Genomic DNA, 14,490 nt, shown 5'->3' on the forward strand with positions numbered 1-14,490 from the left:
CTGGCGACCCTGTCGACGGTGCTGGCGGCGCTTCGGGGGATCCGGTGATTGCACTACGGTCTGACCTCAAGGTGGTGATATCCCAGCGGCCGTCGAGGCGCTGCGCCAATACTGGATGCCGATCCGCTACGCACGCGCCCGCTGATCACTGCGGACGTGGGAGCTCTTACCGCTTACGGTCTACCTGTTCGGCTTCTCGCGCGGCGCCTATACCGTGCGGGTGCTGGCCGGGCTGATCCACAAGATCGGGCTGATCTCGCCGGAACAGGTCAACCTCGCCGGCAGCGGGCTCACCGCCTACAAGCAGTTCTCCGATGACGGCAAAGCGGGCACGGATGCCAGGCTGCAACGGCCGGCGAGCGACGAGTTCGGGCCGCTGCCGAAGGACCGCTACGACAATGCGGCGCAGTTCGCGCGCATTCTCTCCGTGCGCTGGCCGACCATCCGCTTCGTCGGCGTTTGGGATACGGTCGCAAGCGTCTTCGTGCCGAGGCCGGATCGGCTCTATTGGCCGAGCCTCGAAGAGCTTGCCTTCACGCTGCACAATCCGAGCATCAGGATCTTCCGCCAGGCGATCTCGATCGACGAGCGGCGCAGCATGTTCCGCCTGAAGAAGTATGACGAGCCGCAGCTCTTCTTCAGCAACCGCTTCATCCCCGATGAGAAGGCCGAGCCGCAGGATATCCTGCAGGTGTGGTTCGCCGGCGCGCATGGCGACATCGGCGGCGGCTATCCGGAAGCGCAAAGCGCGCTGTCGAAATATCCGCTGCTCTGGATGTTAGAGGAGGCCACGAAGTCCGGGCTCACGGTGAACATGCAGATGGTGAAGCAGCTCGCCTGGGGCGTGCAGCGCAGGGGCAGCCCGTTCACTTATGTGAAGCCCGACGTCGCGGGCGAGATGCACGACCCGATGACCTGGGGCTGGCGCATGATGGAATATCTGCCGAAGAAGGCCACCTACAAGGAATGGCCGGAGCGCAAATCGCATTTCGGCTTCTACATCCCCGACGCCGAGCCGCGGCTGATCCCTGATGATGCCGTGATCCACGAATCCGTGATCAAGCGCATGGACGCGGTGAAGGACTATCGGCCGATCAACCTGCCGAAGCAGTACAAGACCTTCCCAATGCCGGAAGCGCCGACCGAGCAGGCCCCGCCGGAAGCGGCGTGAGGTGTAGCGCCGTCGTCTCCGGCTCGACCCGCAAACCGCGCTTGTCATTCCGGGGCGTCCGAAGGACGAGCCCGGAATCCATCGGGCCGCAGGCGTAGACGGCGAAATGGATTCCGGGCTCGCGCTTCGCGCGCCCCGGAATGACGGGCGCAAGCGTAATTCCTTCCCGCGGCATGCGCCGGTAATCGCATGCATCCGCCGCGACGCAACCTCCCTGCCCGCGCGCTTGTCACGATCTCCGCCCGCTGGTTTGCTCATCGTATCGACACGCCGCGCGTGCGGCGGGCTCGATCCGACAACAAGCAGAACAACAGCAAGGGAGAGAGACAATGAAATGGCAGGCGCTCGTCGCGATTGCGGCGCTCGTGACATCGGCGGCCGCCGCGGCGGAGAAGAAGTATGGTCCGGGGGTGACCGACACCGAGATCCGGCTCGGCCAGACCTCGCCCTATAGCGGGCCGGCCTCGGCCTACAGCGTCATCGCGAAGACCCAGCTCGCCTATTTCAAGATGATCAACGACAAGGGCGGCCTCAACGGACGCAAGATCAACCTGATCAGCCTCGACGATGCCTACAGCCCGCCGAAGACCGTGGAGCAGACCCGCAAGCTGGTCGAGCAGGAGGAAGTGGCCGCGATCCTCAACCCGCTGGGCACGCCGACGGGATTGAGCGTACGCAAATATCTCAACGACAAGAAGGTGCCGCAGCTCTTCGTGGGCGCCGGCGCGACGCTGTGGGGCGACCACGAGCACTTCCCCTATTCGATCGGCTTCCAGCCTTCCTACCAGGCCGAGACCGCGGTCTACGCAAAATACGCGCTGAAGAACAAGCCGGACGCGAAGATCGCGCTGTTTTACCAGAACGACGACGCCGGCAAGGATTACGGCAACGGCTTCAAGAAGGGGCTGGGGCCGGAGCACGCCAAGATGATCGTGGCGGAAGCGACCTATGAATCCACCGATCCGACCATCGACAGCCAGATCGTGAAGCTGAAATCATCCGGCGCCGACGTGCTGTTCATGCATGCGATCCCGAAACAGGCGGCGCAGGCGATCCGCAAGGTCGGCGAGATCGGCTGGAAGCCGGACATGTTCTTCCTGGCCGCGACCTCGACCTCGGTCTCCTCGGTGCTGAAGCCCGCCGGCTTCGACCATGCGAAAGGGATCATCTCGTCCTACTCGCTGAAGGATCCGAACGATCCACAGTGGAAGGACGACAAGGACGTCCAGGAATGGCTTGCGTTCATGAAGACCTATTTTCCTGACGGCAACATGCAGGACCAGCTCATCGTCTACGGCTATGTCGTGGCGGAAGCAACGGTGCAGGTGCTCAAGCAGTGCGGCGACGAGCTGACGCACGAGAACATCATGAAGCAGGCCGCCAATCTCGACGTGACGCTGCCGATGCTGCTGCCCGGCATCAAGCTCAGGACATCACCGACCGATTACTTCCCGATCGAAGCCATGCGCCTGCAGCGCTTCAATGGCGAAACCTGGGAGCTGTTCGGCGAAACCATCGGCAATGATTGAGTGAGCGCAGCCGCGTAGGGTGGGCAAAGCGTAAGCGTGCCCACCATCGACACTCCGCTCGTGGCGGTGGGCACGCTGCGCTTTGCCCACCCTACGACAGATGCAAGTGTTGCGCGACGCCAGCGCCGCACTGCTCGCGGCACCCGCGCATCGGGGTCACGTGTCACGCACCATTACCCCCTCCGGCGCTGCGCACGCGGCGTGGCGAATCGCCGAAGCGGGCGCGGAATAGCCGGTTAAAATGCGAAATATCCGAGAAGCCGACTTCCAGCGCGATGTCGGAAATTCGCCGCGCGCTGTCGTGGGGCTGGAACAGCAGCATAAACGCCTTTTGGAGCCGTAACTCATTCACGCGCCCCGTGAACGACGTTCCGGATGACGCCATCAGGCGCTGCAGATAACGAGGAGAGATGCCCTGCCTATCGGCTACCACCTCCAGGGTGAGCTCCGGGTCCTGAAAGTGCGCCGCGATATGGTCGAGGGCGGCGCTGTGGCGCGCAGCCATGACTGCGCTCGCGTTGCTCTCGCCCAAGGGAGCGTGCTCGCTGATTGCGAGCGCCGCGAGATCGTGGATGTGACTAACGATCGCATCACGTAGCTTAGGGGCAGCTAGAGCGTCCTCCTTCAATGCCAACTTCACATAAGTCATGAGAAGTCGGAGCGCTTCGGTTCGGCGACAAATCGGCCGCATGGTGAGGTCGTCGACCTCGGTCACGCGCGACGCAAGCGCATCGCGCGGCAAGGCCAGACCAAATTGCAATCCTTCCAGATAGGTGACAGCGACGGGCTCCGAATGCAGAATCGCCGTTGCATCGCCGCCGCGGAGCTCGAACTCCTGGCCGCGCTGCGATAGCTGACTCCTGCCGGGCAGACTGACGATGAGGCCGATCGAGTCATCACCATCAACAATGTTCGTTTGCGACCGCTTGAAGCGCATTGCTGAACCCTTCAAGGAGAGCATGCGCAACCCCTGAAGGGCGTGTAATGTCGCTTCGGCCTGAAACGGCACCTCCGATGAAGGCTCGATATCGGCGTGGACTATGGTTCGACCAAAATTCTCGCGCCACATCGGGATGCGAATCCGCTCCGGGAGCTCGCGCGTCGAGAATCGATACGATACGAAATCGGTTGCGCCGGTAGACATGGCCACTCTCCCAGCGTTGATAAAACATTCGGATAAAGTGCTCCAACAATGATGCCGGCATGTGTAGTTTGCAATTCGCGCACCAACCTTCGTTTATGCGGTGCGCAGCAGTCCAAGAAACCACAGCGTCCGCCTGCTAGTCTCACTCACCCGTGATCGATGCTGATGTGAATTGGCTCACTTGGCGGCCAGAAAATTAGACCCATAATATTATTGCGAAAGTCGACGTCAAAAATCTCCTTTAAGGAGAGATAGCCGTGACAACTCTATTTCTCGTTGCCGCCATCACGCCGATTTTTAGAAATCGCCGGCGCCTGCAAGCGCTGGTTCAGCTTTACCACGTTGTTCGCGATTGATCGAACTCAACGATCCGCGGTGCAGATCGATCTGCAGCACTTGGATGTCCGCTGATACCGATTTCGTTTCGTACTTTGGCGGCGCGAAAATCGTCATCAGATCTCGTCGGAAACCAACTCCCCCGGCACAGGTCATTTTCGGCCGCGGGCGAAATGCGTGGGATGTCGACGGTGATGATCAAGCGAGGATTCGATCATGTCCATCATATTAGACCTGCTTTACCGCGAATATTGCCGCGCCCGCCTCGCCGAAATGCGACAGCAGCTTCTGATCCCGGTTGCGAACGACGAAATCCGGGAAGCGAATTGCGACGCCGGCGATCCTGCCGGCCCTGGTGATCGGGTTAGCGGTGGGGACGACCGCCCCGCCACGAAAGAAGCCCAAGCCATCCGATAGCCGGGCCTCGTAACCGCATCGGCTGTCTCGTCGACCTGTGTCCGACCGAGAGCGCGCTCGCACGCTGGACAGAGTAACCAGATGCATGATCGAACTCACATCTCGAAGCGATTGGCTGACGAGTCGCCGCCGGAACTCGAGGGGTTTGGCCGCGACCTGCGGATCGATGCCTGCCGCGGCATCGCACTATGGTGCATTTTTCTTGACCATGTCCCCGACAACATCGGAAGTTGGCTGACACTGCGCCACTACGGCTTCAGCGATGCCGCGGAAGTATTCATGTTCATGTCGGGCGTGACCTGCGCGCTGGCCTACGGCAGGGCGCGTCAGCGCGAGGGCTGGAGCGGCGTGCTCGGCCGTTCGCTGCGGCGAGGATGGGACATATATGCTGCATCTTTGCTGCTCACGCTCGCTTGCGTCACCATGGTTTACCTTGCAGGCCGCGACCATCTTGCCGACGCGACCAATACGCGCATCCTGTTGGAGCATCCGGGCGCGGCGCTCGCGCACGCTGCGATCCTGCAATACCGTCCCGTCAACACCGACATCTTGCCGGTTTTCGTGATTTATCACGTCCTGTTCGCGCCGCTTCTGTGGCTGCTGTTGCGCGTACCGAACGTAACGCTTGGCGCCTCGGTGTTGCTTTATGGGCTCGTGCACGTCTTCGGCTGGACCGTGCCCGCCTGGCCGCACAACGTCTGGTTCTTCAATCCCCTTGCCTGGCAGCTTCTGCTTGTGCTTGGCGCCTGGTGGGTCATCGAGGGAAACAGATTCCGGCCGTGGGTGACCTCGCGCGCGGCGCTGGTCCTGGCCGTTCTCTATCTGGTTTTCAGCCTGATCATCGCATTGAGCTCGAGCATCAAGCCGCTGGAACCGCTGCTCCCGCAGACCCTGACGAATCTGCTTTTCCCAATGGACAAATCGAATCTCAGTCCATTGCGACTGCTGCATTTTCTGGCTCGTGCGGTTTTGGCTGCATGGTTTGTGCCTCACAATTGGCGAGGGCTGGCGACGCCGGTGATGCGCGGCGCGATACGCTGTGGCGCGAACTCGCTTCCAATCTATTGCCTCGGCGTTCTGCTGGCGTTCGCCAGCCACGTGGCGCTGCTCGACATCTCGGATGGGCTTGCAATGCAGATTGCGCTCAGCCTTGGTGGAATCCTGGTGATGATCGTCGCCGCGATGCTGCTGAGCTCGATCAGGATCAAAACCGGGAGGCAGCCACGGTCGACGCAACCGACCGAGCCCTCTCCCGCCGTCCCGGGCTTGCGCGCCGCAGCGAAGCCTTGGCGTAGCCGGGACTCGGGACACCTAACCACAAGCGTTTGTAGTCTGCTCCGCCGCAACCGCTTGCTCGCGCCACAACAATCACCTGTGGTTATGGGTCCCCGCTTTCGCGGGAACGACAGCGGAGTGTGACTGCCCAGCGGGCAAATCAGAAGCGTAGGGTGGCCAAAGCGCAGCGTGCCCACCCTCCGTACTCGGCTCGTGGCGGTGGGCACGCTTCGCTTTGCCCACCCTACGATTCGTTCCTTAAGAGGGTGAAACGGCCGCAAGCCTCGGACGTCTTCCGCCGCGAGGACGACGGCGCGCGTCCCCTCGGCTCTTTGACATCAGAAGCGAAAACGTCGCGCCGGCATGGGCCGTCGTCATGATATGTTGCGCGAGTGCGGCGGCAATCCATTCGACGCCGGCGGCGGCGTGACGGATTGCCTGCCTCGCGACAACGAACGCGGCGCGACCGCGAGTTGTCGTCATCAACGCGGTGCTCAATACACCCGGTCGACCGGCAGACCGAGCGCCATCGATCCCGCATATTGCGCCTGCGGGCCCGATTGCAGCGGATGGTAGCGCGCCGCCTGGATGTCGCGGAAGCGCCGCTCCAGCCCCGTGGCGCGATAGAAGCCGGCGCCGCCGGCGAGCTCCATCGCATATTCGACCGCCGCGATCGCATGCCGCGCGACGAGCTGACGGCCCATCATCACCTGGTTGACGGTCGCAGCCGACGGCGCGTTGAGACGCACGGCAGCCAGCATCCATTCACGCGCGAGCCGCGCCGCCGCGAGCTCGGTATCCATACGGCCGGCGAGCTGGATCGCATGCTGGTCCGGCGTCTTACGCTTCGCAGTTGCGATCGCGATGTCGCGGGCGCTCTCGGCAACGCCGAGATAGACCGAGTAGATCAGCGGGAACGCGGTGGTCGCGATGATCTGGAACAGCGGATGCCATTCGCCGGCCTTGCGTCTCGCCGCGACCGCGGCCTCCGGCACGATGTGGCCGTCGATCACAACATCGTTGGAGCCGGTGCCGCGCATGCCGAGCGTGCGCCAATTGTCGAGCACCTTCACATGCGGCGAGTTCATGGGGACGCCGAAATGCAGCACCGTCGCCGGCTCGCCTTCGGTCTCCAGCACCGCAGTCGTCATCATGAGGTCGCCGGCGGGCGAGCCTGACGAAAACACCTTGCGCGCGGTGATGCGATAGCCGCCGTCGACCTTCTCCGCGCGGCCGGAGCCGCCGATCCAGTCCGAGCCGCCGCTCGACAACAGGATGATGCGCTCATTGGCGATGCGCCGGAGCAGCGGCTCGACGGGGGCCGCCTTCTGCACCTTCCAGCGCCAGGCGGGAATCGCGACCTGGTGGGTGTGCATGGAGAAGGCGAGCGCAGTCGAGCCGCTGTAATGGGCCAGCGTGCGCAGCATCTCGGCAAGCTCGTCGACATCGGCGCCGCCGCCGCCAAGCTCGGCCGGCACGCCGGCCTCAACCAGGCCTGCGGCCTTCAGGTCGGCGAAATCCTCGGCGACGAACCTGTCCTCATCCGTCTGCTGCTCGGCGCGCCGCGCGACGACCGGGCCAAGCTCCTCTGCGATCTCGACCGCGCTGCGCGATTTTGACGCATCGAGACTGTGTGCTGCGTTGCTGCTCATGACACTCTCCATCGTTGAGAATATCCACCGTGGGAGAGCCTAATTCCGCCGCAAAGGACGCTCCAGTTCAGGAACTGTACTGCGACGCCGTGACCGCCGAGAGGGGCGAGAGCACGTCTGAATTGCTTACATTTTCCGCCGCGTCTTCCGGCCTGGCGCCGGGTCCGCGCTAGCATATCTGTACTACCGCATTTCAGGAGAGGCCGATTGCCTGACAGGACCGAGCGCGGAAGCTATGGGCAGTTTTGCCCGGTCGCGATGGCAGCCGAGATCGTCTGCAACCGCTGGACCGTGCTGGTGCTGCGCGAGCTCCTATGCGGCACCACGCGCTTCAATGACCTTCGGCGCGGCGTGCCGCGGATGTCGCCCTCGCTGCTGTCGAAGCGGCTGAAGGAACTGGAGGTGGCCGGGCTGATCAGTGTGACGCCATCGGGCCAACCGGGCGTGATGGACTATCGGCCGACGCAGGCCGGCGAGGATTTGCGCGAGGTGATCATGTCGCTCGGCTTCTGGGCCCAGCGCTGGGTCGAGTCCTCGCTGTCGCTGAAGAATCTCGATCCGTCGCTATTGATGTGGGACATGCGGCGGAATCTGCGCCCCGAGCCGTTGCCGCCGCGCCGTTGCACCATCGAGTTCATCTATCCGGAGCTGTCCGGCGACCGCAGATCCTGGTGGCTGGTGATCGACGGCGCCATCGTCGACCTCTGCCTGACCGATCCCGGCTACGAGGTCGATCTCTATGTGACGTGCCCGTTGCGCACGATGACCGCGGTGTGGATGGGGATCTCGACGCTCGAGCGCGAGGTGGCAAACGGCGGCATCGAGCTCACCGGCGACAAGGCGATCGCCCGCTCGATGCAGCAATGGCTGGGCTTGAGCCCATTCGCGAAAGGCGTACGCGCCGTCGGCTGATGCTAGAGCGCGACGACTTTTCTTCGAATCGTCATCCCGCTCTATCTTTTTGTTTGAGCATGATCTCCGCGCAAACGCTTCGCGTTTGTCGCGGGGGAAAAACCGGTCTCCACTTTTCCGGATCATGCTCTACGCGCCCTTGTCGAGCAGCGCCTTGAAATCCACCCGCGCGCGCTGCGCCTCGGCTCGTGCGGCCTCGGAGGCGTCGACGAGACCGAAATAGCCGTGGATCAGGCCCTGCCCGTCATGGTGCGTGGTCGGCACATCGGCCTCGCGCAGCGCGTTGGCGTAAGCCACGCCCTCATCGCGCAGCGGATCGAACCAGGCGGTGGTGACAACGGCGGGTGCGACGCCCTTCAACTCCTTCGCCCGCAGCGGCGAGACCCGCCAATCCACGCCATGTGCGCGCTCTTCGAGATAATGGCCGCAGAACCACTCCATCACCGCGCGTGACAGGAAGTATCCTTCCGCATTCTCGGCCCGCGACGGAAACCGCGCATTCTCCGCAGCGTCGGCGAAATTGCCGACGACGTCGGTGACGGGATAGACCAGCAGTTGGCCGGCGAGCCTGATCCCGGCATCGCGGCAGGCGAGCGCGCTGGCGGCTGCGAGATTGCCGCCGGCGCTGTCGCCGGCGACGCCGACGCGAGCTACGTCGCCGCCGAATTCCTTGATGCGGCCGACCACGTCGCGCGCCGCGGCAAAGGCATCCTCGAACGCGCCGGGGAAACGCGTCTCCGGCGGGCGGCGATAGTCGACGGAGACCACCACCGCGCGGGTTTCGATGGCAAGGTTGCGCGCCTGCCGGTCATGGGTCTCGAGGTCGCCCGCGACCCAGCCGCCGCCGTGGAAGAACACGACCGTTGGTGCAGTCCCGCTGCCGTTGCGATAGACCCGCGCCGGCCGCGGACCTGCGCCGCCGGCCACGTTGATATCCTTCACATGCTCGACCAGCGGCGGCGGGATCGCCGCGCGCGCGGCAGCGAGATCGCGCAGTTGCTGCCGCGCACTCTGCGGCGTCATGGCCTTTGGATCGCGCAGCGGCAGCAGCGGGATGATCTTCTCGATCACGGGATCAAGCGGGAGAGGCATCGAGTTCCTCCGGAGTTCCGGCCGGCGTTTTGTTGGCCGGCATCATTGTTGTTTGGTCGAATCGTAGCCCGGATGGAGCGCAGCGCAATCCGGGATTCATCCCGTCGCGTCGGATCGAGCGGCCCGGATTTCGCTGCGCTCGATCCGGGCTACGGAACTCGCAGCGATGTTACGCCACGTCGGCCATCGGCTCTGCTGGCGGCGGCGCCGCGGCAGCGAGTTCCTTGGCGAACGCGATCGCCGCGACATAGTCGGTCTTGCCGGAGCCGAGCAGCGGCACCTTGTCGACGACGCGGATATCGGCCGGCACGGCAAGCTCGGAGGCGCCTGTCGCCTTGGCCTGTCGCTGCATCGCAGATCGCTCAGCATCGCGCTGCGTGGTCAGGAGCACGATGCGTTCGCCCTTGCGCGCATCGGGAATGGAGACCGCGACCGAGATCGCCTGCGGCCACAACGCGGACGCCATCGCTTCCACCGCCGACAGCGACACCATTTCGCCCGCGATCTTCGCAAACCGCTTGGCGCGGCCCTTGATGGCGATGAAGCCCGCGGCGTCGATGGTGACGATGTCGCCGGTGTCGTGCCAGCCATCGACGAGCTTCTCCAGCACGCCCGGATTTTCCGCGCGCAAGTACCCGAGCATCACGTTCGGCCCGCGCACCGAGAGCCGGCCGGCCTCCTCGATGCCGGGGACCGGATCGAGACGGTATTCCATCAGGGGCGACAGGCGGCCGACGGTGCCGGGGCGGTTCGCCATCGGCGTGTTCATGGCGAGCACCGGTGCGGTCTCGGTGACGCCGTAGCCTTCGAGGATGCGGATGCCGTAGCGCTCCATATAGACCTGCCGCGTGCGGTCCTTCACCGCCTCCGCGCCCGCCAGCACCAGCCGCAGCGTGCGGAAGTCGTAAGCATGCGCCGAGCGGGCATAGCCGGTGAGGAACGTATCGGTGCCGAACAGGATGGTGGCGCCGGTCTGGTAGATCAGTTCCGGCACGATGCGGTAATGCAGCGGCGACGGATACATGAAGATCGGAATCCCTGCGAGCAATGGCATCATCATGCCACCCGTAAGTCCGAACGAATGGAACACCGGCAGCACGTTGAACACCTTGTCGTTGCCATTGGCATCGACCCGCGCCAGCGCCTGCGCCGCGTTGGCCAGGATATTGCGATGGGAGAGCACGACGCCCTTCGGCGTCCCCTCCGAGCCCGAGGTGAACAGGATCACGGCGGGATCATCCGCCCTGCGCGCGACACGCGGCGCGGTACCGGCCAAGAGGCCACGGATCTTGTCGAGCGCGTTGACGGTCGCGCGGATGTCTTCGAGATAGACGATGCGCGCTTCAGGAGCGATCGCCGCGATCAGCTTGTCGAGCTTACCCTTCTCGATGAAGGCGCGGGAGGTGAGCACGGTCCTGATCTGCGACGCCTTCATCGCCGAGAGCACATTCACGGGGCCAGCGGAGAAGTTGAGCATCGCCGGGACGCGGCCGATGGTTTGCAGCGCCATGAAGACGACGGCGACGCCGGCCGAGTTTGGCAGCAGCACGCCAATGTTCTCGCCGATGGCAGTGCCCTGCTCGAGCTTGCGGCTCAGCACCTGTGCACCAAGGATGAGCTTGCGATAGGTGAGTTTCGTGCCCAGCGCGTCCTCAACGACCACCTTGCCGGTGTCGCGGTCACGATGGGCATGGGCAAGCGCCTCGAACAGGGTGTGATCGAGCATGGCGTTCTTCACCATGGCCTCGATCATGATGTCCTGCAGCGCAGCGCCCGCGGCGTTACGACGGGCCTTGCCCTTCAACGACTGGTCGATCGGCAGCTTGACCGGCGGCAGAATCGTGATCGTCACCTTCGGGAACCAGGAGCGCTTGATCTCGCCGTTCTTGAGATAACTCAGATGCGAGCGCTGCGCGCCCTCGATCCTGACAGGAACGATCACGGCATCCGCCTTGTCGGCGATCATCGCGGTGCCGTCATAGACCTTCATCAGCGAGCCATGCACGGTCAGCCGGCCTTCGGGGAAGATCACGACAGGTTCAGCGGAGGCGACCAGCTTGATCAGGTCACGCGCGCCGAGCGGCTTGGTCGGATCGACGGTGATGTGGCGGACCATTTTCAGGAACGGCTTGGCCCACCACGTTTTCGCAATTCCGGTATCGACGGCAAAGCTGGCGTCGATCGGCAGCGTCGCGTGCAGCAGCGGGCCGTCGACCAGACTGACATGGTTGGGCGCGATCAGCATGCGCGTGCCCGCGGGCGGCAGATTCTCAATGCCGCGAACCTCGACGCGGAACAGCGCACGGAACAGCAAGGCGCCGAAGTCGCGCACACCCTCCTTGCCCCACTTCTTGAGCACGAACCACACCGAACCGAAGCTCGCGACGGCAAGGCCGAAGAAGATCCAGGCGATCGAAAGCCCGGCATATTGCAGCAGCGCGACGAACAGCGAGCCCACCACCATGAAGCCGGCCTGCAGGATGTTGCCGGCCGCGATGATCCGGGCGCGCTCCGATGGCGCGGTCCAGGCCTGCACCGCGGCGAACGCCGGCACCACGAACAGGCCGCCGCCGATGGCGAACAGGAAGAAGCCGACCAGCATATGCAGCCCGCCAAACGAGGTCGCGAACGCTGCCGCGGTCACGCCGTTGCCCGGCACGGTCGCGCCGATCACCGCGGCGAGATCGAGACCAACGACGCCCATGATGATGGCGCCGATCGGCACCAGCGCGAGATTGGGCCTGACGTGGCTGAGCTGTGCCGCAATCAACGAGCCGGTCGCGATGCCGATCGCAAAGGTCGCAAGGCACAAAGTGACGACGCCTTCGGTGCCTCCAACGCCTTCCTTGATCAGCGCGGGCAGCAGCGACAGCACGACCGCGCCGGCGAGCCAGAACCAGGACACGATCACCATGCCGTCCCACAGACGTGGCTCGGCATAGAGCGACTTGAGCAGCCGCACCGTGGACGTCCACGGATTGGCGGTGATGGCGAGTTCGGGTGCGGACGGCGTGGTGGCGGGAATGCGCGCGGCGAACGCCCAGGACAGGACGGACAGGCCGACCACGGCAAGCGAGATCCAGCCCATGTGGCTCGCGCCCGCGACGAACAGGCCGCCGGCGATGGTGCCGATCAGGATTGCCAGGAAAGTTGCACCTTCGACCAGCGCGTTGCCGGTGGCGAGCTCGCCAACCGAGAGCTGGTCGGGCAGGATCGCGTATTTCACCGGGCCGAACAGCGCTGCGACCGTGCCGAACAGCGCCAGCGCGGCGAACAGAAGCGGCACCGAATGCAGGAAGAAGCCGGCCGCCGCAAAGCAGGCAGCAAAGATCTCGAGGAATTTCAGCCGCCGGGCGACGACCGATTTCACATACTTGTCCGCGAGCTCACCGCCGAGCGCCGACAATACGAAGAAGGGAAAGATGAAAACGGCGCCGGCAAGTGTTACCAGCGACGCATTCTCGCCGGCGGTCGCGCCGTAGAGCAGAATGATGACCAGCGCGTTCTTCAGGACGTTGTCATTAAGGGCCGAGAAGAACTGCGCCCAGAACAATGGCGCGAAACGGCGGGACGACATCAACTGTTTGATCATAACCGGTTCCTGGGCAGTTCGGCCGAAAGTCCTTGGCCTTGTAAAATTCGTTTTGGGGTTATCGGGGTCAGGAAAAGCGAAAGTTAAGCAGTGATGCCGTTGCTATTAGTGTTCTTGATTGCCTCGCGGTTCGACGTCGCAAGTCGCGGCATCGGCTGACCATGCACGGCAAAGATGTACGAGACCTTGTGCCTGGTTGTGGTGCGGCCATGTTGGCCGGCGACAATGCGGAGCATGGTGATTTCTTGGTTAGGAACCGGCTCCGCAATCGAGGCGAATTGGACCGTTCGGCCGTCTCAGGTGAGCTCGCTGAGCGAACCGAACGGCCAGCGCCCGCGGGGACGCTGCATTTGCCGCGCACGACGCCGGATCTGTGCTGCAAACCGGCGGCGTTCGAGCACGCCGGCAACGTCGCAGGCGTTGGCAATACGATTGATCGGCGCGGTGATGACGCGGGCGATCGACCTGCCAAATTCCAGGACGGACTTGAGGACATCCTCGAAGAAGGTCGTGGTCAGTTGCCGGGTCAGTTGCAGGGCAAGTGTTTCCATGTGAGCGGCCTCCGGATGAATTTGAGCAATGCTCATTTTATAGCGCGAAAATGAGCGTCGCTCAAGAAATATCTTCGCAAGGACCGAAAGCGCACATGCCCGATCGACAGGCAGCCGCCGCTTCAGAAATTAAGTCATTGATATTATATACAATTAATGCATCCGAGCCCCGTCGGCAGCTTCGACCTAGCGCATACGCGCGATCGTGCCGGCGACAATCTGCATGGCGACGCCGAACACCCATCCGATCATGATCGCAACCGTCCAGGCGACATGCGGCTCGATGCGAAGCACGATGAGGACCACCGAGACGAAGGCGACCAGTGCCGCAAGAAACGTCCCGACCGCACTCATGAATTCCGCCGCATCGATATTCCCGCGCGAGGATTGATCGCTCGGCGGCTGGAATGGCAGTGGCGGCGTGTCGATGCCGAGATAGAAGCCGATTGCGCCGCAGATCATCATGAGCAGAAGAAATCCCTGCGACGTAAAGGCAGAGATGCCTGACCCGACAAGGGCCGCCACGAACAGGCCGCTCGCGGCTCCCGCCATGGCAAGGCCAAGGCGCTCGAGAACATGGGCGAACTTTCGTACGCGGGACCGCATCGTGCCGATCCCCCATGATAATGATCAGGCTACGCCTCTTTCCGATAGCGTGAAAGATACCGTTCGCATGTGGCGCTGCACATGTCGGCGGCCCATGTTCACCGCAAATTGCGCTGATAACGGCGATTAGTTACCGCGATTATCGATTTTCTGCAGACTCGCAGCTCTCGTAGGGTGGGCAAAGCGCAGCGTGCCCACCATCGAGCATTCCGC

At 63.5% G+C, this 14,490-nt stretch carries 12 protein-coding genes and 1 pseudogene; 4 read left to right on the forward strand and 9 right to left on the reverse strand.

The window, feature by feature from the left end:
• Positions 1 to 178 precede the first annotated feature (178 nt).
• Together AAFX91_RS15470 and AAFX91_RS15475 are read left to right on the forward strand one after the other, a co-directional pair.
• Positions 179 to 1,171: pseudogene (locus AAFX91_RS15470) on the forward strand (phospholipase effector Tle1 domain-containing protein); the annotation flags it as partial.
• Positions 1,172 to 1,500: 329 nt separating this feature from the next.
• Positions 1,501 to 2,700: an ABC transporter substrate-binding protein gene (locus AAFX91_RS15475; RefSeq protein WP_394567027.1), complete on the forward strand. Its 1,200-nt coding sequence runs from the start codon at positions 1,501 to 1,503 to the stop codon at positions 2,698 to 2,700.
• Between the two features lie 163 nt (positions 2,701 to 2,863).
• Here AAFX91_RS15475 and AAFX91_RS15480 read toward each other — a convergent pair whose 3' ends face one another.
• From AAFX91_RS15480 to AAFX91_RS15490, 3 genes are all read right to left on the reverse strand, one after another.
• Complete coding sequence (locus AAFX91_RS15480; RefSeq protein ID WP_394567028.1) at positions 2,864 to 3,844, reverse strand: helix-turn-helix domain-containing protein; 981 nt, start codon at positions 3,842 to 3,844, stop codon at positions 2,864 to 2,866.
• A gap of 297 nt (positions 3,845 to 4,141) precedes the next feature.
• Complete coding sequence (locus AAFX91_RS15485) at positions 4,142 to 4,297, reverse strand: hypothetical protein (RefSeq protein ID WP_282530552.1); 156 nt, start codon at positions 4,295 to 4,297, stop codon at positions 4,142 to 4,144.
• Between the two features lie 111 nt (positions 4,298 to 4,408).
• A complete protein-coding gene (locus AAFX91_RS15490; RefSeq protein WP_282530553.1) occupies positions 4,409 to 4,585 on the reverse strand; it encodes a hypothetical protein in 177 nt (58 codons plus the stop codon).
• Between the two features lie 93 nt (positions 4,586 to 4,678).
• On the opposite strand from AAFX91_RS15490, the gene AAFX91_RS15495 reads away from it, so the two are divergent.
• Entirely contained in the window at positions 4,679 to 6,016 is a 1,338-nt protein-coding gene (locus tag AAFX91_RS15495; protein ID WP_394567029.1) for an OpgC domain-containing protein, read from the forward strand.
• 350 nt (positions 6,017 to 6,366) lie between these two features.
• On the opposite strand, the gene AAFX91_RS15500 is transcribed toward AAFX91_RS15495, so the two are convergent.
• Positions 6,367 to 7,524: an acyl-CoA dehydrogenase family protein gene (locus tag AAFX91_RS15500; RefSeq protein ID WP_394567030.1), complete on the reverse strand. Its 1,158-nt coding sequence runs from the start codon at positions 7,522 to 7,524 to the stop codon at positions 6,367 to 6,369.
• Positions 7,525 to 7,782: 258 nt separating this feature from the next.
• Between AAFX91_RS15500 and AAFX91_RS15505 the strand changes: the two genes are divergently transcribed.
• On the forward strand, positions 7,783 to 8,436 hold the full coding sequence (locus tag AAFX91_RS15505) for a helix-turn-helix domain-containing protein (RefSeq protein WP_282530883.1): 654 nt from the start codon (positions 7,783 to 7,785) through the stop codon (positions 8,434 to 8,436).
• A 129-nt stretch (positions 8,437 to 8,565) separates the two neighbouring features.
• Here AAFX91_RS15505 and AAFX91_RS15510 read toward each other — a convergent pair whose 3' ends face one another.
• The 5 genes from AAFX91_RS15510 to AAFX91_RS15530 all read right to left on the reverse strand — a co-directional run bounded on the left by AAFX91_RS15510 (position 8,566) and on the right by AAFX91_RS15530 (position 14,277).
• Complete coding sequence (locus AAFX91_RS15510) at positions 8,566 to 9,528, reverse strand: alpha/beta hydrolase (protein WP_394567031.1); 963 nt, start codon at positions 9,526 to 9,528, stop codon at positions 8,566 to 8,568.
• Between the two features lie 169 nt (positions 9,529 to 9,697).
• Positions 9,698 to 13,120: an acyl-[ACP]--phospholipid O-acyltransferase gene (locus AAFX91_RS15515; protein WP_394567032.1), complete on the reverse strand. Its 3,423-nt coding sequence runs from the start codon at positions 13,118 to 13,120 to the stop codon at positions 9,698 to 9,700.
• An 83-nt stretch (positions 13,121 to 13,203) separates the two neighbouring features.
• On the reverse strand, positions 13,204 to 13,356 hold the full coding sequence (locus tag AAFX91_RS15520) for a hypothetical protein (RefSeq protein ID WP_165421019.1): 153 nt from the start codon (positions 13,354 to 13,356) through the stop codon (positions 13,204 to 13,206).
• A gap of 60 nt (positions 13,357 to 13,416) precedes the next feature.
• Positions 13,417 to 13,671, reverse strand: coding sequence for a hypothetical protein (locus AAFX91_RS15525; protein WP_394567033.1), 255 nt, complete (start codon positions 13,669 to 13,671; stop codon positions 13,417 to 13,419).
• Positions 13,672 to 13,857: 186 nt separating this feature from the next.
• Entirely contained in the window at positions 13,858 to 14,277 is a 420-nt protein-coding gene (locus AAFX91_RS15530; RefSeq protein ID WP_130577700.1) for a hypothetical protein, read from the reverse strand.
• Positions 14,278 to 14,490 lie beyond the last annotated feature (213 nt).

The sequence above is a fragment of the Bradyrhizobium sp. 31Argb genome, from assembly GCF_043638955.1.
In the GTDB taxonomy this organism is placed as follows: domain Bacteria; phylum Pseudomonadota; class Alphaproteobacteria; order Rhizobiales; family Xanthobacteraceae; genus Bradyrhizobium.